This is a genomic window from Cyanobium sp. T1B-Tous, assembly GCF_024345475.1.
Taxonomy (GTDB): Bacteria; Cyanobacteriota; Cyanobacteriia; order PCC-6307; family Cyanobiaceae; genus Cyanobium_A.
This window is the reverse complement of the sequence record NZ_JAGQBE010000053.1, coordinates 1-17,607: the sequence shown is the minus strand read 5'-3', so window position 1 is coordinate 17,607 and position 17,607 is coordinate 1. Positions and strand designations below refer to the sequence as shown.

At 67.0% G+C, this 17,607-nt stretch carries 20 protein-coding genes and 1 pseudogene; 15 read left to right on the top strand and 6 right to left on the bottom strand.

Features of this window, described 5'->3' with window-relative positions:
• The 4 genes from KBY71_RS11590 to crtL form a co-directional block, all read left to right on the top strand.
• The coding region (locus tag KBY71_RS11590; protein ID WP_315858551.1) for a DNA gyrase C-terminal beta-propeller domain-containing protein at positions 1–503 on the top strand (503 nt) is incomplete at its 5' end.
• A gap of 55 nt (positions 504–558) precedes the next feature.
• Positions 559–831 carry a DUF1778 domain-containing protein gene (locus KBY71_RS11585; protein ID WP_254929060.1) on the top strand — a complete coding sequence of 91 codons (273 nt, stop codon included), beginning with the start codon at positions 559–561 and terminating at the stop codon, positions 829–831.
• A complete protein-coding gene (locus KBY71_RS11580; RefSeq protein ID WP_254929059.1) occupies positions 824–1,309 on the top strand; it encodes a GNAT family N-acetyltransferase in 486 nt (161 codons plus the stop codon). Before KBY71_RS11585 ends, KBY71_RS11580 begins: the two co-directional genes overlap by 8 nt.
• Positions 1,310–1,339: 30 nt before the next feature.
• A complete protein-coding gene (gene crtL / locus KBY71_RS11575) occupies positions 1,340–2,584 on the top strand; it encodes a lycopene beta cyclase (RefSeq protein WP_254929058.1) in 1,245 nt (414 codons plus the stop codon).
• Here the strand turns inward: crtL and KBY71_RS15200 are convergent.
• Positions 2,581–2,931 (bottom strand): DUF1957 domain-containing protein, encoded by a 351-nt coding sequence (locus KBY71_RS15200; protein WP_396095374.1) that lies wholly within the window; start codon positions 2,929–2,931, stop codon positions 2,581–2,583. The two genes, crtL and KBY71_RS15200, sit on opposite strands and share 4 nt — an antisense overlap.
• 55 nt (positions 2,932–2,986) lie before the next feature.
• On the opposite strand from KBY71_RS15200, the gene KBY71_RS15195 reads away from it, so the two are divergent.
• Entirely contained in the window at positions 2,987–3,220 is a 234-nt protein-coding gene (locus KBY71_RS15195; RefSeq protein ID WP_396095372.1) for a DUF1651 domain-containing protein, read from the top strand.
• Positions 3,221–3,474: 254 nt separating this feature from the next.
• Here KBY71_RS15195 and KBY71_RS15190 read toward each other — a convergent pair.
• Positions 3,475–4,173, bottom strand: a pseudogene (locus KBY71_RS15190) (DUF1957 domain-containing protein); the annotation flags it as partial.
• Positions 4,174–4,265: 92 nt separating this feature from the next.
• On the opposite strand from KBY71_RS15190, the gene KBY71_RS11565 reads away from it, so the two are divergent.
• From KBY71_RS11565 to KBY71_RS11555, 3 genes are all read left to right on the top strand, one after another.
• Positions 4,266–5,909 (top strand): 2-isopropylmalate synthase, encoded by a 1,644-nt coding sequence (locus tag KBY71_RS11565; protein ID WP_254929056.1) that lies wholly within the window; start codon positions 4,266–4,268, stop codon positions 5,907–5,909.
• Positions 5,910–5,916: 7 nt separating this feature from the next.
• Positions 5,917–6,765 (top strand): carbohydrate ABC transporter permease, encoded by an 849-nt coding sequence (locus KBY71_RS11560; RefSeq protein ID WP_254929055.1) that lies wholly within the window; start codon positions 5,917–5,919, stop codon positions 6,763–6,765.
• 375 nt (positions 6,766–7,140) lie between these two features.
• Positions 7,141–7,941 (top strand): hypothetical protein, encoded by an 801-nt coding sequence (locus tag KBY71_RS11555; protein ID WP_254929054.1) that lies wholly within the window; start codon positions 7,141–7,143, stop codon positions 7,939–7,941.
• Between the two features lie 6 nt (positions 7,942–7,947).
• On the opposite strand, the gene KBY71_RS11550 is transcribed toward KBY71_RS11555, so the two are convergent.
• The 4 genes from KBY71_RS11550 to KBY71_RS11535 form a co-directional block, all read right to left on the bottom strand.
• A complete protein-coding gene (locus KBY71_RS11550; RefSeq protein WP_254929053.1) occupies positions 7,948–8,415 on the bottom strand; it encodes a hypothetical protein in 468 nt (155 codons plus the stop codon).
• Between the two features lie 89 nt (positions 8,416–8,504).
• Entirely contained in the window at positions 8,505–10,454 is a 1,950-nt protein-coding gene (locus tag KBY71_RS11545; RefSeq protein WP_254929052.1) for a hypothetical protein, read from the bottom strand.
• A complete protein-coding gene (locus KBY71_RS11540) occupies positions 10,447–12,147 on the bottom strand; it encodes a Wzz/FepE/Etk N-terminal domain-containing protein (RefSeq protein WP_254929051.1) in 1,701 nt (566 codons plus the stop codon). The genes KBY71_RS11545 and KBY71_RS11540 overlap by 8 nt, the downstream gene beginning before the upstream one ends.
• A complete protein-coding gene (locus KBY71_RS11535) occupies positions 12,147–13,274 on the bottom strand; it encodes a polysaccharide biosynthesis/export family protein (protein WP_254929050.1) in 1,128 nt (375 codons plus the stop codon). The genes KBY71_RS11540 and KBY71_RS11535 overlap by 1 nt, the downstream gene beginning before the upstream one ends.
• 446 nt (positions 13,275–13,720) lie before the next feature.
• Between KBY71_RS11535 and gmd the strand changes: the two genes are divergently transcribed.
• The 7 genes from gmd to KBY71_RS11500 all read left to right on the top strand — a co-directional run bounded on the left by gmd (position 13,721) and on the right by KBY71_RS11500 (position 17,606).
• Complete coding sequence (gmd, locus tag KBY71_RS11530) at positions 13,721–14,872, top strand: GDP-mannose 4,6-dehydratase (protein WP_254929049.1); 1,152 nt, start codon at positions 13,721–13,723, stop codon at positions 14,870–14,872.
• Positions 14,872–15,285 (top strand): nucleotidyltransferase substrate binding protein, encoded by a 414-nt coding sequence (locus KBY71_RS11525; RefSeq protein WP_254929048.1) that lies wholly within the window; start codon positions 14,872–14,874, stop codon positions 15,283–15,285. Before gmd ends, KBY71_RS11525 begins: the two co-directional genes overlap by 1 nt.
• A gap of 89 nt (positions 15,286–15,374) precedes the next feature.
• Entirely contained in the window at positions 15,375–15,722 is a 348-nt protein-coding gene (locus KBY71_RS11520) for a nucleotidyltransferase domain-containing protein (protein ID WP_254929061.1), read from the top strand.
• A 277-nt stretch (positions 15,723–15,999) separates the two neighbouring features.
• Positions 16,000–16,377, top strand: a complete 378-nt coding sequence (locus tag KBY71_RS11515; protein ID WP_254929047.1) for a PIN domain-containing protein — start codon at positions 16,000–16,002, stop codon at positions 16,375–16,377.
• 438 nt (positions 16,378–16,815) lie between these two features.
• Complete coding sequence (locus KBY71_RS11510; RefSeq protein WP_106501115.1) at positions 16,816–17,037, top strand: ribbon-helix-helix protein, CopG family; 222 nt, start codon at positions 16,816–16,818, stop codon at positions 17,035–17,037.
• A 19-nt stretch (positions 17,038–17,056) separates the two neighbouring features.
• Positions 17,057–17,269 (top strand): type II toxin-antitoxin system RelE/ParE family toxin, encoded by a 213-nt coding sequence (locus tag KBY71_RS11505; protein ID WP_254929046.1) that lies wholly within the window; start codon positions 17,057–17,059, stop codon positions 17,267–17,269.
• 166 nt (positions 17,270–17,435) lie between these two features.
• Positions 17,436–17,606 (top strand): hypothetical protein, encoded by a 171-nt coding sequence (locus KBY71_RS11500; RefSeq protein ID WP_254929045.1) that lies wholly within the window; start codon positions 17,436–17,438, stop codon positions 17,604–17,606.
• Position 17,607 lies beyond the last annotated feature (1 nt).

The following is a 17,607-nucleotide window of genomic DNA, read 5'->3' as shown; positions in this document are numbered from 1 at the left end:
GCGCCGGCGACCAGCTGGTGAGCATGGATGTGATTCCGGCGGAGCTCGCCGATCAGGTGGCCAGCAGTGCCGGGGACGACGTCAGCGATGACGCCGAGGAGGGCGATGAGGTGGCCCCGAGCGAGGGGCCCTGGGTGCTGGTGGCCAGCGCCAGCGGCCTCGGCAAGCGGGTGCCGGTGAACCAATTCCGGCTGCAGAAGCGGGCCGGCATGGGCCTGCGCTGCATGAAGTTCCGCCGCGACGGCGACGTGCTGGTGGGCCTCAAGGTGCTCGGCGCCGGCGAGGAGCTGCTGCTGGTGAGCGAGAAGGGGGTGATCGTGCGCACCCAGGCCGACGCCATCCCCCAGCAGTCCCGCGCCGCCACTGGCGTGCGGCTGCAGAAGCTCGATTCCGGCGACCGCCTCACCGAAGTGGTGCTGGTGCCGCCGGCTCCCGAGGAGGAGGAGACTCCGACTGAGGAAGCTCCCTCCCTGGAAGAGACCGCGACCAGCAGCGAGGAGTGATCAGTTGGTACGGTTTTTTGCCGTATCATTAGCTCACTTGCCTGGACGCGAGCTCGTGGCCGTCGATGAGCGCCTGGATCTCAAGCTCAGTGCTGCAGACAAGCAGCTCCTTGCCCAGGCCGCTGCCATTGAAGGGGTGACCATGGCGGCGTTTGTGCGCCTGGCGGCCAAGCAGCGGGCCGCTGAAGCCATCCGGCGCGATCAAGAGATCAGCTTGTCCCAACGGGATTTCAAGGCCTTTCATGCGGCCATCGCCCGTCCGTTTGAGCCCAACGCCGCCCTGAGGGAGGCCTTGGAGCAGGCCTGCACGCGGGTGAGCGGTGTTTGAAGAGCACCAGCTCGACCCCACCCGGCACCACCGCAAGGGTTTCTGTTGTGGGGAGCCGGCCCTTGATCGCTTTCTGAACCAGCACGCGCACCAGAACATGCGCCGTGGGGTGAGCCAAACCTTCGTGCTCATCCCGGCTGACATCCCTGCCGAAATCGCCGGGTTTTATACCCTTGCGCCTGCGCAGATCTGCCTGGCCGACCTCCAGCCTGGTGATGCCAAGCCGCTTCCTCCCTACCCGGTGCCCTGTTTTCGGATGGGGCGGTTGGCCCGCGATCTGCGCTGGCGAGGGCAGGGCCTGGGTCCCCTGTTGCTGGGCCTGGCCGTGCAACGTTGCCTCGCTGCCCAACGCTCGGTTGGGGGCTATGCCCTGGTTGTGGATGCCAAGAACGCCGCGGCGGTTGCGTTCTACGGGCACGATGGTTTCCGTCCCTTTCAGGACACCCCCCACAGCCTCTATTTGCCCCTTGGAGGCTGATGGATGCTGTTTAAAGCCCCCTGATCCAGCATGAGCTCTCTCCATGACGTGATCGTGCTGGGCGGCGGCCCGGCGGCGTTGTGCCTGGCGGCGGCGCTGGCCGAGCAGGCGCTGCAGGTGGCCCTGCTGGCCCCCCACGATCTGCGGGCCCCCTGGCCCAACACCTACGGCATCTGGGTGGACGAGGTGGACGCCCTGGGCCTGGCCCACCTGCTGGAGCACCGCTGGAGCCACACGGTGAGCTATTTCGGGGCTGGCGCGGCCGATCCGGCCGATCCGGCCAATGCCGCCACGGCCCATGGCCGCGACTACGGCCTGTTCGACCGGGAGGGCCTCCAGCAGCACTGGCTCACGGCCTGTGAGCGCGGTGGCGTGGCGTTGCTGCAGGGCCAGGCCGAGCGCTTGGCGCTCGATCTGGCGGGGGGCGGCAGTGTGCTCCACACCGCCGATGGCAGCGTGCTGCACGCCCGGCTGGTGGTGGATGCCACCGGCCACGGCTCGGCCTTGCTGCACCGGCCCGACCGGGGGCCGGTGGCTGGGCAGGCGGCCTATGGGGTGGTGGGGCAGTTCACGGCGCCGCCGGTGGAGTCGGGGCAGTTTGTGCTGATGGACTACCGGGCCGACCACCTCAGTGCGGCCGAGCGGGCGGAGTCGCCCACCTTTCTCTATGCGATGGACCTGGGCGGGGGTCGGTTCTTCGTGGAGGAAACCTCCCTGGCCCTGGCGCCGCCGGTGCCCTTTGCGGTGCTCAAGCAGCGGCTGGAGCGGCGCCTGGCCCACCGCGGCGTGGCGATCACCGCGGTAGAGCACGAGGAGTTTTGCCTGTTTCCGATGAACCTGCCCCTGCCGGATCTCGATCAGCCGCTGCTGGGCTTTGGTGGGGCCGCGGCGATGGTGCATCCGGCCTCCGGCTACATGGTTGGCTCGCTGCTGCGCCGGGCCCCGGCGGTGGCGGCGGCGGTGGCGGCGGCCATGGCCGATCCGGCGGCGCCCTCGGCAGCCCTGGCCCGGGCCGGCTGGCAGGCCCTCTGGCCCGAACCGGAGCGCTTCCGCCGGGCCTTTTATCTGTTTGGCCTGGGCAAGTTGATGGGCTTTGAGGAGGCCCGCCTGCGCCACCATTTCGCCGCCTTCTTCCGGTTGCCGGCCCAGGAGTGGTTTGGATTTCTCACCAACACGCTCACCACCCCCCAGCTGCTGGGGGCAATGCTGCGCCTGTTTGCCCTGGCCCCCAACGACGTGCGGGCCGGCCTGCTCTGGCCCGCCCGCCGGCCCTAGCCCGGCGTTGGCCCCGGCGTTGGAGCGGGCATAGGCAGCCAATCGGCGGCGTTGAGCAGGGGGAAGAGGCCGTCTTCGATCGCCACGGCCTTGAGCCATTCGGCCGGCAGCTCGGTGCCGTTGTCGATGGCATCCAGCAGGCGCCAGAAGCGATCGAGGTGGCGCTCGATGCGCTCCTTGGCCAGTTCGGTGGTGGTGCCGGCCCGCAGGATGAAGCTCCAGTCGGAGCTCTGGGCCAGCAGCAGCTCCCGACCGGCCTGGGTGAGCAGGCTGCGCTGGGCCTCGCTGCCCACGCCCCGCTGCACCCGCGCCACCATGGCCCGGGAGGCCCGCTGCCACTCGGCCACCACCCATGCATTGGTGTCGTTGAGCCAGTAGTCGTGGTAGCCCCCCTGGCCCCAGCTGCTGGGGGAGGGGCGGCACACCTGCAGGGGATCGCCGCCGGCCAGGCTCTCGCGCAGGGTCACCAGGCGCACGCCGGCCTCGGCGGCCTGGCGGAACAGGGCCGCCAGAAACTGGGGCCCCTCAAACCACCAGTGGCCGAACAGTTCGGCGTCGAAGGGCGCCACCAGCAGGGGCCGGCGCTCCATCGAGCGGGCCAGGCCGGCCAGTTCGCTGGCGCGGCCCTCTAGGTAGGCGGTGGCGTGCTGCTCGATCCGCTCGGCGGCCACGGCGGGTTGGTAGGGCTGCTTCTGGTCGAGCGGGCAGCCCTGGGCCGTGACCCGGTGCAGCTTCAGGCCCAGGGGCCGGCGGCTGGGGATGGCGTGGCTGGCCAGCTCTGCTTCGGGCAGGTCCCAGCCCAGGTCGCGGTGGAATTCCCGGTAGGCGCCGTCGCCGGGGTAGCCCTCGCGGGCACTCCACACCGGCAGGGTGGCGCTGCTGTCACGGCCGAAGAAGGCCGCCCCGGCGGGGGAGCAGATCGGTGCAAACACCCCGTAGCGGGGCCGGGGCAAGGCATGCAGCAGACCGTGGGCATCGAGCACCGAGTAGCGCAGGCCGCAGCCCACCAGCTGCTGGTCGAGCCCCTCGTAGAAGGCGCATTCCGGCAGCCAGATGCCGAGGGGCCGTTCGCCCAGCAGCCGCTCGTGCTCACGCACGGCGGTGATCAGCTGGGCCCGCACCGCCTCGGGCACCTGGCGCAGCAGGGGCAGGTAGCCGTGGGTGGCCCCACAGGTGATCAGGTCGAGCACGCCCTGCTGCTGCAGCCGCCGGAAGCGGGGAATCAGGGCGCCGCTGGCCTCGATCCACTGCTCCACCACCGCCTCAAGCTGGCGGGCCAGGTGGGTGGCCGCCTCACCGAGGGGCTCGGGGGCCTGCTGCAGCAGCTCCTGGCGCTGGGCGATCCAGGGCAGGAAGCGGGCATTGAGCTGGCGGTCGGCCAGCAGCGACAGCAACGTGGGCGAGAGGCCAAGGGTGAGGCGGGGGCGCTGGCGCCGGTCGGTCGCGGCGGCCTCCAGCACCGCCAGCAGGGGCAGATAGCACTCCTGGAGCGCTTGGAAATACCAGTCTTCCTCGAGCGATCCGGGCTCGCTCGAGCGCACGTAGGGCAGATGCGCGTGGAGGACGAGGGCCAGATCGCCTGCGGCCATGACCTTCCCGCGGTGTTCGCACTCTAGGCGCATCGTTCTGGCGCCCCGTACAATGGGGCTAACTCATAGTCATTCCGCCTAGAGGCGCCGTTATGGCCCGCGATCCCGGCCGTGTGCTGATCTTCGACACCACCTTGCGCGATGGCGAGCAGTCGCCCGGCGCCAGCCTGAACCTCGAGGAGAAGCTGGCGATCGCCCAGCAGCTGGCCCGCCTGGGGGTGGACATCATCGAGGCCGGCTTCCCCTTTGCCAGCCCCGGCGACTTCAACGCCGTGCAGCGCATTGCCGAAACGGTGGGCACCGCCGATGGCCCCACCATCTGTGGCCTAGCCCGGGCGGCCGCGGGGGACATCAAGGCCTGCGCTGATGCGGTGGCCCCCGCCGTTCACCGCCGCATCCACACCTTCATCGCCACCAGCGACATCCACCTCGAGCACAAGCTGCGCAAGAGCCGCGCCGAGGTGCTGGCGATCACCGCCGAGATGGTGGCCTACGCCCGCTCGCTGGTGGACGACGTGGAATTCTCCTGCGAGGACGCCGGCCGCAGCGATCCGGAGTTCATGCATCAGGTGATCGAGGCGGCGATCGCCGCTGGCGCCACCACGATCAACATCCCCGACACGGTGGGCTACGCCACCCCGGCGGAGTTCGGCGCCCTGATTGCCGGCATCAACGCCAGCGTGCCGAACATCGACCAGGCGGTGATCTCGGTGCACGGCCACAACGACCTGGGCCTGGCGGTGGCCAATTTCCTCGAGGCGGTGAAAAACGGCGCCCGCCAGCTGGAGTGCACGATTAACGGCATCGGCGAGCGGGCCGGCAACGCCTCGCTCGAGGAGCTGGTGATGGCGCTGCACGTGCGGCGCAGCTACTTCAACCCCTTCCTGGGACGGCCGGCGGAGAGCACCGAGCCGCTCACGGGCGTGCGCACCGAGGAGATCACCAAGACCTCACGGCTGGTGAGCAACCTCACCGGCATGGCGGTGCAGCCCAACAAGGCGATCGTGGGCGCCAACGCCTTTGCCCACGAAAGTGGCATCCACCAGGACGGCGTGCTCAAGAACCGCCTCACCTACGAAATCATTGATGCCCGCACCGTGGGCCTGGCCGACAACCGCATCTCCCTGGGCAAGCTGAGCGGTCGCAGTGCCTTCCGGGCCCGGCTCGAGGAGCTGGGCTACACCCTCGAGCGCGAGGACCTCGACGACGCCTTCGCCCGCTTCAAGGAGCTGGCCGACCGCAAGCGGGAAATCAGCGACCGCGATCTCGAAGCGATCGTGAGCGAGCAGGTGCAGCAGCAGGACGACGGCAGCTACACGCTCAAGAGCGTGCAGGTGAGCTGTGGCACGGGCCTGCAGCCCACCGCCACCGTCACCCTGGTGACGGCCGATGGCGCCGAGCTCACCGAGGCGGCGATCGGCACGGGGCCTGTGGATGCGGTGTGTCAGGCGCTCAACCGGCTGGCCCAGGTGCCCAATGAGCTGGTGGAGTTTTCGGTGAAATCCGTCACCGAGGGCATCGATGCCATGGGGGATGTGACCATCCGCCTGCGCCACCAGGGCGTGCTCTATTCGGGCCACTCGGCCGACACCGACATCGTGGTGGCCGCCGCCCAGGCCTTTGTGAACGCCCTCAACCGGCTGCTGGCCGGAGGGCGCCACCAGCCCCTGCACCCCCAGAAGGCGCCGCTGCCGGTGGTGGGGGACCTGCCCCTGGCCGACCGGCCGAGGGTGTGATCGCCCCATGAGCCAACCCCTCTCCGGCCCGCGCCGTTCCCCGCTTGCGGCGGCCGCCCAGCTGATCCTGTTGCTGCTGGTGGCTCTGGCGATGCTGGTGCCGCTGCTCTGGCTGGTGAGCACCTCGCTCAAGGGCCCGGCGGAGGACATCTTCACCAGCCCGCCGGCGCTCTGGCCCAGCCAGCCCAGCCTGGAGGCCTACACGCGCCTGTTCACCGACAACCCGATCGGCACCTACCTGCTCAACAGCACGATCGTGAGCGGCCTGGCGGTGCTGGCTAATCTGTTGTTCTGCTCCCTGGCGGCCTACCCCCTGGCGCGGATGCGCTTCAAGGGGCGGGGGCTTGTGCTGGCCCTGGTGGTGGCCACGATCCTGATCCCCTTCCAGGTGGTGATGATCCCGCTCTATCTGCTGATGGTGCAGATCGGCCTGCGCAACACCCTCTGGGCCCTGATCATCCCGCAGGCGGCCACGGCCTTTGGCATCTTCCTGCTGCGCCAGAGCTTTCTGGGGGTGCCGGTGGAGCTGGAGGAGGCGGCCCGCTGCGATGGCTGCACGCCGCTGGGGGAGTGGTGGAACGTGATGATCCCGGCGGCCCGGGCCGACCTGATCACCCTGGCGATGTTCGTGTTCATCGGCACCTGGAGCGATTTCCTCTGGCCCCTGGTGATCCTCGATGAGCCCGAGCTCTACACCCTCCCTTTGGGGCTCCAGCAGCTGGCCAGCAGCTTTTCTCTCGATTGGCGCCTGGTGGCGGCGGGCTCGGTGATTTCGATTCTGCCGGTGTTGGTGCTGTTTGTGGGCTTGCAGAGATACATCCTGCCCAGTGCCAGCGGCGACGCCGTGAAGGGCTGAACGCCCGTTTTGCGCATCTCCTAGCGGCGTGGGTGTGCAAACATGGCGCACCCTCAGATCGGCGTGTCATCGCGCGGGCCGCGGCTCGGGCCAATCCTGAATAGCCCTATGCCTTTCCTGCATAGACACTGGATTCTCGGGCTTTGTTTTGTTATCTATTCCCCGGATGGTTTCCCCTGAGTGGTGTATCCCTGCTCGAAGCTTGAGTTTGCGGGATTGCTGCTCCCTCGCGCGGGGGAGTCTTAGGTGCCATTCAATGATTCTTTTGTCGACGATCTCGGTATTCTTGATTATCTCGAGCTGCTTCATAGCACCACATCTGTAGCTCGGGAGCTGGGAATTTCCCAGAGCAGTTGTTCCCGGCGCTACCGGGCCTTGAGTCAGCATTTTGATCTGGGGTTTGACCGGGTGGATGGCCGCTATGGCAGCAGCCGCAATGGCGATGTGCTCGCCTCCCTGCGCCAGGCCGCCCAGATGCGCCGGGTGCGGGTGGGCCAATTCCGCTTTGGGGTGGGTTGGCAGCTGGTGAACCTGTTTCAGGCCGATGGCCAGAGTGCGGCCCGCTGTCTGCCGCTGCGGCAGATGGACAGCTGGGGGGTGGCCTCGCTGCTCGAGCAGCGGCTGGTGGATTTCTGGTTGGGGGGCCTGCTGGAATTTGCCCAGCTGTTGCCCCAGCCCTTCAACAGCCTGCGCAGCACGCGGCTCGGGCTCACCCAGTCGCTGATGTGCGTGCCGATCTGCCGCTGGACCCTGCAGCTGTTTGCCCACCGCAACCACCCCCTGCGGCAAGCGGCGGCGTTGACCCCCGAGCAGTTTCGCCGCTACCCCTCCCCGGCCCTGCCGGTGGGCATGGCGCCCCTGCTGATGCGTCAGCTCCAGGACAACGGCCTGGCCACCAGCCCCAGCCCGCTGCGCACCTATGCCTGGAGCGATTGGCATGGCGCCGCCGCCGATGGCCACTCACTCAGCTACGGCGGCCCCCACGATGGCTTGGTGGCGGCTGCCGATGGGGTGAAGCCCCTGGCCTACCCCCTGCAGATCGTGGAGGTGGGGGCGGTGTTGGGCCACCGCGACGTGATCGAAGACGGCCAGTTCGAGGCCAACTTCAAGCAGCTTTCGCGGCAGCTGCGCCAGTCGCCTGGCGCCAACCAGGACGGCCTGCACTGGCTGATCTGAGCCCGCTCAGTTGGTGGGAGCAGGCGGCTTGGGCGACGGCTGGGGCGGCGGCGCCAGGGGCTCCTCGAGCTTGGGCAGGGGCGGCAGGGTGTCACCGCTGGTGTCACGGGTGGCCCGCTGCCGGCGCAGCTCCAGGCGCAGGTTGGCGTTTTCGCCGCTGAGGGCCTCGAGGCGGGCGCTGTTGCGCTCCACGGCCTGCAGCCGTTCCACGGTGGTGCGCAGCTGCTGCTCCAGGCCGGTGGTGCGGTCGAGGGCGCGGCTGTTCTCTAGGCCCTGAACTCGCTCCTGCAGCTGGCGGATGGTGGCGTTCTGCTGGCGGGTTTTGCCCACGATCACCACGAACAGCACCACGAGCATGGCGGTCACGCCCGCCTGCAGCCAGGGCACCCAGGCCAGGGCTGCTCCATTGGCGGCGGCTCCATTGGCGCCGGCGCCTTGGGAGCTGGGTGCCGGTTGGTCGGGGGCGGGGGTCATCAAGGCCGGCTGCCGGGTCTGCTTCGATCCTGCCTGCCGCCCGGGCGTTTGTCAGGGGGCGGCGGGGGCTTTGTGAGGCGCGGGGCGGCTTAGAAGCTGAAGGCCAGGCGGGCACCCACGCGCACCTGGTCGTTGCCGAGCAGCTGGCCGAGGTCGTAGAGGCCGGCCGCATTGGACACGTAGACGTCCACGGTGGTGCTGCTGGAGGCGAGCCAGCGCAGGGCCAGGCTGCCGTTGGAGCCGTTGGTGCCGCCCAGATCGGTGGCCACCACATTCACTTCCGGGATCAGCTGAAAGCTGGCCCCCAGCTGGAGGTTGGCCCCCAGGCCCACGCCCCAACTGGTGCCGGATCCACTCCAGGCCAGCTTGGGGTTGAGGTTGAAGGCCAGGGTGGGGGTGGCCTCCCAGGTGTTGATGGTTTCAAAGAAGAAGTAGCCCTGCTTGCTGCTGGCGTCTTCGTTGCGGCCCACGGAGATGCGGCCGGCGGCCCAGAGGGGCAGGCTTTTGCTGGGGCGGAACACCATCGCCTTGCCGCCAAAGCGCAGGTTGATGTCGCCATTGCCGGCGTAGGTGTTCACAAAGCCGTTGCGGGGCTCGATGCCGTTGAACACGCCAGCCGCCAGCTGGAACTGGAAGTCGTTGGACACCGAGTAGCCGGCGCTGCCAAAGAGGTTGCCGCGGCTGTCCCCATTGAGCCAGAGCTGGGTGGTGCCGTCGGCGGGGGTGAGGGCGGTGTTGACGCTGAGGCCACCGAGGGCCAGGGAGGCCTGGCGGCGGCTGTAGCGGGGGCTGGGGGAATCCATGGCACCGGGATTCCAGGTGAAGCGCGCATTGAGCATGGGCTCGGTGGGCGCGCTGGGCAGGGCCAGGATGGCGGTGGCCGGGCTGAGGCCAAAGCCGTTGGTGATGCTGGCCTCCAGGCCGATGCGGGGGTTCACCGCGATGTTGGCGCCGGCGGTGAGGATCGGCACGCGGGAGTACACCAGATCGCCGTCAAAGGCATTGGTGCCGGGCCCGAAGGGCAGCAGCCCCGAGGCGAACAGCTGCACCTGGTTGCCGAGCCGGTAGCTGGCGCCCAGGCCCAGGCTGATGGTGGTGCCGTAGAACTCCCCGGCACCGCCCTGGCCGGCGCCCTGGGAGTCGGGCAGGAAGCTCACCGCTGGCACCAGCGAGAGCTGCAGCTGGCGGCTGGCCTGCCAGGTGAGGGGCAGGGAGAGGGCCCCCACCCAGTTGCGGGTGAACACCAGCTGGCCGGAATCGTTGAAGATGTTCGGGGCGCCGGGCCCATCGCAGCTCACGGTGCCGCCGCAGCCGCTGCCCACGGTGAAGAGCTCGAGGGCGCCTTCGGCGGCGAGCTGCCAGTTGGGGCCGCCGGCGAGGCGTCCGCGCAGGCTGGCGCCGGCCGCATTCCAGTAGTTGGCGGGCTGGCTGGGCCGGCTGGGGATCGGCGCAAACAGGGGGTCGTCGGCGTAGGTGTAGGTGAGCGACACCAGCAGCGCTCTGGAGAGGCCCACATCGGCGCGGAAGCCGTAGTTCTGGTTGCCGCTGCCGCCGGCGGCACCGCCATCGCCGGGGCTCACCTGCTGGAAGCTGAGCTGGGCCAGGCTTTCATCCAGCAGCCAGGCGGTGGGCAGGGGGCCGAGGCGCAGCAGGGGCAGGTAGTCGGCCCGGCTGGGCAGCAGGCCCGCCAACACGGCCTCGGCCTCGGCCGCGCTGGTGGGGACGCTGGCTCCAGGGCTTGGCGCGGCCGGGGGCGCGAGCGAAGGATCACCCGCGGGCACCGGATCCCATTGGGGTGGGGCGCTGCTGCCGGGATCGCCGGGGGGCAGGGGCTGCCAGCTGGCACCGGGCAGGGCCGGGTCGGTGGCGGGCGGCACGGGGCTCCAGCCGGTGGGGCTGGAAGGCACCCCAGATCCGGCGCCTGAGGGGGCGAGGGGCTGCCATTGGGGCTGGGCCCAGCCGGGCTCCCCCAGGCCGCTGGAGCCCAGGCTGAGCAGGGCCCCGGCCACGGGCAGCAGCTTGGCCCGAGGCCTAGGCATCCGTGCTCTGGAGCAGCAGCCAACCCAGCGCGGGTTTGCCCTGGAGCTGGAGCTGTTGGCGCAGGGCGTCGAGCTGGGGGCGGGTACTGGCGCCCGGGCGGGCCACCAGCAGCTGGGCCTGGCAGGCGCCGGCGGCCACCAGATCGCTGGTGCCGAGCACCTGGGCACCGGGGGTGAGCTGCTGGAGCGCCCGCTGCAAGGCCTCGGCCAGCTCAGGCTCGCCTGGGCCGGCCACGGGGATCAGGGCCACGGTGGAGGCCCCGGCGAGGGGGCCTGAGGCGAGCAGGGCCAGGGTGGGGGCCCAACTCTCGGGAGCGGCGGGATCGAGGCGGGCCAGCAGGGGGCCGGGCAGGGCGGCCTGGAGCTCGTCGGTGGCGAACACCCGGCCACTGCGGCGCTCGGCCACCAGGGCAGCGCCGGAGCCGAGCACCAGGCCGGCCAGGAGCCCCAGCGCCAGGTTGCGGCCCTTGCTGGGGGACACGGGCCTGTCGAGCAGGGTGGGGGTGGAGATCAACTCCCAGGGTTCTTGCTTGCGGGCCTGCTCCAGGGCGAGCACCTGGCGCTCGCTCTCGAGACGGGTGAGCGTGGCCTCATCACGACCCGCTTCGCGGAGAAGTTCGCGGTAACGGATCAGCACGCCTTTGGGCCGCTCCGCGGCAGCGAGGCGGGCTTGGGCTGCTGTGCGTTTGGCCTGGAGATAGCCGTAGGTTTGGCGCTTCAGTGTGTCAATCAGTACGCCCCGTCGCTGTTTGAGCAGCCGCACGCTGTCTTCGTTGTCGGTGAACTTGGCCCGCAGGTTGGCCAACTCCGTGTCGATCTGATCGAGGGTCTGGGGTAGGCCCTGGGAAGCGAGTTCGGGGATCGTGCGGCCGATGTACATGATCGCTTCCGGGTCGTTACCGAGGCTGATGAGTTGTTTGAGCTGCTCATCGATGTTGCGGATCTCGTTGGCGGCTTGCACCCTGATCGCTTCGATGTTGAGGGCATTGCGGATTTCATCGTCTTGCGCTTCACCCTGTAGGGCCGTGAGATCCTGCTCAATTGCAAATTGTTGGGCACGGCGCAGCGAAGCAACACTCTGGAGGCGGTAGCGGCTGATCTGCTGATCGAGGTAGCGAATGGCCTGGGCGATGCCCCGCTCGCGATCCCGGCCGGAGTAGGCCTGGTATTCGCGGGAAATCCGATGCAGGGCAGGGAGCACTAGGCCCTTGTTGGTGTCGCGGAAGGCGAGATTGAGCACGGAGGTGCCCTTCTCGAGTTCGATCGTGAGGCTGTCTTTGATCCAGTCGCTGTAGCGCCAGCGGTCGACGTCTTGGCCAGCGCGGATTTTCTCGGCTTTGACGTAGTCGAACACTGGCTTGAGCACGGAAGGGCTTTCGAGAATTTTGACTTCGGTTTCCAGCTGGTTCTCGCCCCCTTTGGCGCCGATCAGGCTGGCCAAGCCTGGATTGGATTGCAGTAGTGCCTGGGTGCCGCTTCCTGGCGTTTCCTTGCTAGCCAGCACGATCTGGAACTCCCCTTCCCACATCGGCTTCTGCAGCAGGGTGATCACGCCGGAGAGCAGCAGGGTGCTGCCGGTCACCTGGGCGATCAGGCGCCAACGGCGGCGCAGGGAGGCGGCGAGTTGGCCGAGGTCGATCTCGTCGTCGGCCGGAGCAGGAGGCGTCTGGAGTTGGGGCAGGGAGGGGCTCATCAGCGGAACAGGCTGTACACCGAGTACACCCCCACGAAGGGGCCGGTGAGCTCGTTCATCACATTGATGCTGGCGGAGAGGGCCGAATCCTGTACGCGGATGATGTCGCCGGCCATCAGGATGGGATTGGCCGTCGAATCGCTGGCGGCGTTGGGGTTGTAGGTGAACAGACGGCGATCCAGTTCGCCTTCGCGGGTGAAGCGGATGAATTCCACCTTGCCGCGCAGCAGGGAGGGGCCGCCGGCGAGGTTGAGGGCCTGGTTGAGGGCTGAGCCCTGGGGCAGGGTGACGCCGCCGGGGGTCTTCACCCGGCCACTCACGTACACCTGGATGAACTGGGGGCTGAGGTTGGTTTGCCCGGCCTTGAGCAGCTGCTCGCGCAGCACCACGGGGCTTTTGGCCACGCTCACCACGTCGCCGTCGAAGAGGCGGATGTTCTGGGATTCATCGCCCTCGGTGATCAGGCTGAGGAAATTGAGCTGGGTGCGGATCTTGCCGCCGCCGGCACTCACGGGCTGGCGGCGGGTCACCTGCACCTCGGCCAGGTTGGAGTAGGGGGTTATCCCCTGGGCGGTGCGGATCGCGTCGAACACGGTGGGGAACAGGACCCCGAAGGTAGTGATTCCGCCGCCGCCAGAGCTACTGGTGCCCGAACCTGGTGTGGCAGTGCTGTCGGGCCTGCTGTTGAGCTGATCGCCGCCGCTGGCGCGGATCGCCGCATCTGCTTCGCTGGACACACCGCCCAGCTCCTGGGTGCCACTGAGGGTGTAGTAGCCCGGGCGCTTCACCTCGCCGCCCACGTAGATGCGGATCGGGCGGAAGCCCACCGGGCGGATGTAGATCTCTGGCTGGCGCACGTAGCGCTTGAACTGCTCAGTGAGGAAGTAGCGCAGCTCCTCCACCGTGAGCCCTTCCACATAGAGGGCGCGCAGGCGAGGTAGGTAGAGGGTGCCATCTGGGCCGATCGACACGGTGCCGCTGAGCTCGGGGATGTCGAGCAGCTCGATCTGGAGGGTGTCGCCCGGGCCAAGGATGTAGCTGTCGTATACGACGCGGCTGCGGCTGGCGGCCGCAGGGGCTGGGGTGTTGGCCAGGCAGGGTTGCAGGCCCAGAACAGCCACTGCCACGGCTGTTCCCACCCACCAAACTCGTCGTTGCAACGGTTGCACCGGGATGGAGTGACACTTCTAACCCAGACCCTATCTGCAGGAGCGGGCAGATCTGCTGTTGCAGTGCCGCTGTGATGACTGGGAGCGGGGGGGTGTGACTAGCTCTTTACCTGCGAATTAGACACTTATTTACAAGACGAGATCGGGCTCTGTTGCTGTGCGATCTTTGGCTATCCGAGGCGAGAAGGTTGAGTTCTGCTCCCTTCCCTTCTGCGTTCATACGCCATAGGTATATCCATGGCTGGCGCTTGATGAGGTTGGCGCTGCGATGAGCGCGAGAATGAACACTCCAAGCACCGTCCAGACTTCCGTACAGCTTGTACTGAACCTCTAAAGGTGATTTAGAGCGCCATAGCGTCGCCAACGCCGCCACCGTTTCCACCTCAAGCCCCTACCCCCAGTCGATGACCCTCAGCCCAAAGCTCGTGACTTGCACCGGCCGCGTCGCCCTGATCACCGGCATCACCGGCCAAGACGGCAGCTACCTGGCGGAGCTGCTCCTTGAAAAGGGCTACACAGTGCACGGCATTAAGCGCCGGGCCAGCAGCTTCAACACCAGCCGCATCGATCACCTCTACCAGGATCCCCACGAGAGCGACCCGCGCCTGGTGCTGCACTACGGCGATCTGACGGACAGCACCAACCTGATCCGGATCATCCAGCAGGTGCAGCCGGATGAGATCTACAACCTTGGCGCCCAGAGCCATGTGGCCGTGAGCTTCGAGGCACCGGAATACACGGCTAACAGCGATGCCCTCGGCACCCTGCGGATCCTGGAGGCGGTGCGGATGCTGGGGCTCCAGGAAAAAACCCGGATCTATCAGGCGAGCACTTCAGAGCTCTACGGCCTGGTGCAGGAAACTCCCCAGAAGGAAACCACGCCCTTCTATCCCCGCAGCCCCTATGGGGTAGCCAAGCTCTACGCCTACTGGATCACGGTGAACTACCGCGAGGCCTATGGGATCTATGCCTGCAACGGCATCCTGTTCAACCACGAATCTCCGCGGCGGGGGGAAACGTTTGTGACCCGCAAGATCACCCGCGGCCTGGCCCGCATCAATGAGGGATTGGAAGAGTGCCTCTACATGGGCAACCTCGATTCCCTGCGCGACTGGGGTCACGCCCGCGACTACGTGGAGATGCAGTGGCGGATGCTGCAGCAACCCGGCACCCCGGAAGACTTCGTGATCGCCACGGGCCGGCAGGAATCGGTGCGCCGCTTCATCGAGCTCACCGCCTTGGAGCTGGGCTGGGGTGCTCTCCAATGGGAGGGCACAGGCGTGGAGGAAACCGGCCGCCGCAGAAGCGGCGAGCTTGTGGTGCGGATCGACCCGCGCTATTTCCGTCCGGCGGAGGTGGAAACCCTGCTCGGTGATCCCACCAAGGCCCGCGAGAAGCTTGGCTGGACGCCCACCACCACCCTGGAAGAGCTGGTGGCCGAGATGGTTGCCACCGATAAAGAGGAGGCTGCCAAGGAGGCCCTTTTGCGCCGCAAGGGCTTCGCGGTGGTGGGCTCCATGGAAAACCCACCCACCAACGCAGCTGGCGTGGGCTGATGGCGGAAGACAGCCGCTGGCAGCAGCGCTTCAGCAATTACTGCAAGGCTCTGGATCGCCTGGAGGATTTCCTGGAGCCTCCGGCGTTGAATGAACGCGAGCAGCAGGGGCTCATCAAGGCGTTTGAATACACATACGAGCTCGCCTGGAACACCCTGCGTGATCTGCTGCGCAGCCAGGGCGATGCCTCCCTGCTGGGATCGCGGGACACCCTGCGCGAAGCCTTTCGTCTGGGCCTGATCGAGCAGGGAGAAGCCTGGATGCTGATGCTTCAAGACCGCAATCTCACCAGCCACGCCTACAACCGCGCCACGGCGGATGCCATTGGGGCTCAGATCATCGATTGCTACTTGCCCTGTTTTCAGCAGTTGCGCAGCAGGCTGGAGCAGCGGGTTCAGGAGGTAGCGCCATAAACATTCCGGCACAGGCGCAAGATCGGCTCCTAGCCGTGCTCACAGCACAGCCGCAGGTGGAGCGCATCTGGCTATTCGGCTCTCGGGCGATGGGGCGTGAGCAGCCAGGCTCTGATCTGGATCTCTGCCTGGAAGCCCCTCAGCTGAGCCACAGCGATCGTTTGCGGTTGCTGAACGCCGTGGATGATCTGTGCCTTCCCTGGCAGGTGGATCTTGTGCTGCGCCACGAGCTGCCCGCCGATCTGGAGGCCCATGTGCAGCGGGTGGGCCGCTGCCTCTGGACCCAGCCTCCGGAGGACTGGCCAGTGGCGTCTGGTGTCTCTGGAGAGGAGGCTGTCAAGAGCTGGCGTGCACGCTCTGCTCAACACCAACGTGTTGTCCGATGGCGTAATGAGATCAGTCGATGCGACGACCTCGACACTCCAGTACTGTTTTAGGTACTTAGCTTCAGGCTCCAGCGATCGCTGTGCCATGGATCAGCAGAACGCGCTCACCTCAGCTGAGCTCAAGCGCCGTGGGATTGCAGCGATTGAGCAGGCGCTGCAGCATGGACCAGTCCATTTGTTGAAGCGCAACCGATCGGCTGCAGTTGCAGGCATCACGAGCTCCTGTGGCTGAAGCATCGGCGTTGCAGTGGCTGCTGGCCCTGCCGCCATCCACGAGCCCGCGCAGTAAGGCTGAGATCGATGCGGAGCTGGCGGCTGAGCGCGACTGGTGATTGCTTTCCTGGATGCCAGCGCTCTGATCTATTTGGTGGATGGTGAGGCCCGATGGGCCGAAGCCACCCAGGCAACCCTCCATCAGCTTGCTGTCAAGGCAACTGATCTCCCACTGGCTGTGAGCCGCCTCAGCCTGCTGGAGTGTCGTGTGGCTCCAGTGCGGCGAGGTGATCAATCCTGCCTGGATCGTTTTGAGGAATTGTTTTCCCAGCCGGATCTGCTGGTTGTGGAGCTCAGCTCATCTGTGGTGGAGCTGGCGACGCAATTGCGCGCCAACCATGGGCTGCGTACACCCGATGCCGTGATGATCACGGGTGATGCCGGATTTCAGCGCGTCCAGGCTTTGCAGGTGCGCTTGATTGCCTGTGCCTGATGCCCTGCTCGACTTTCAGGGTCCGGCCGACCTGGCCGCCAACGGCTGAAGCGGGGCCTTCGCGTCATAGCCGATCTGCCAGATCTAAATCTGGGGCTGGCACTGGCCTGCCCCTCAATCCGCACCGAGGGTGATGAGAGTGCTGGCGTGAACGTTCTGCTCGCCACCAACGTGTTGCCTGAAACGATCAAATGGCTTATGGCGTGTTTGAGCAGCCAGCCAGCACGGAGACCTAATTGAAGGCCCCCCACCCGCTGCACTGGCGTAGCGGGCTGTGTATTTGGGGCTGACACCCGAGATCACCGTTCTGGAGGTGCTGGTGCATCTCAATCCTGATCAGTAAAGCCGAACCTGAAGCCCTGTTTGGCCAGGCCTAAAACGTGGGCTGTGGCCCTACATTAATGTCATTGACATCTCCGCGACTTCGCTGTAATTCCCATGGTTCAGGTCACGGCCAGGCTTCCCGACACCCTCGGCGCCGAGCTTGATGCAGCGGCACAGCAGCTCAACCGCTGCCGAGCCGACATCATTCGTCAGGCAATCGAGTACTACCTCGACGACATCGAGGATTTGCGCTGTGGGGTGGCAGCCCTGAAGGACCCTGCCGACCCTGTTCTCGACTGGCTTGAGGTGCGAGATGCGCTGCTCGCTGCGGATTAAACGTTCTGCGGCAAAGGCGTTGGCCGCGCTGCCGAAAGCTGACCGGGTGCGGCTGGTTGAGGCCATCAACCTGCTCTGCGACACCCCAGCCGCCGGCTCTGCCCTCAAGGGTGAATTTGAAGGACTGCGGCGGTTGCGTGTAGGGAACTACCGCGTTGTCTATGAATGGCAGCGCAGCGAACTGGTGATCCTGGTGGTGCGCATCGGCCATCGACGCGAGGTCTATCGCTGACCTGCCTCCAACAAGTGCACGCAGCCAGTGAACACCGACCGCTTGTACTACCGGGTCTTCCATAGCGCCCCCGGGGATCGGCTCTACCGCTACTGCCTCGCAGAAGCCTTGCGGCTTTGAAGCCCTCGAGATCAAAGAGCTGAGCCAGCAGCCCAATCTCGACCCCTTGCTCAACCTGCTCACCCTGCCGGTGCGGCCCGAGAGCGAACTGGCAGCTAGCAGTCAGCAGATCCTGGCCAGTCGCCCTGATTTAAAAACAGTTGTACTGCCTATGCTGGTACAAAGGTTTCCTGAACTCACCACGGCTGTCTCATCCAGAACGATCAAATCATGGTGAT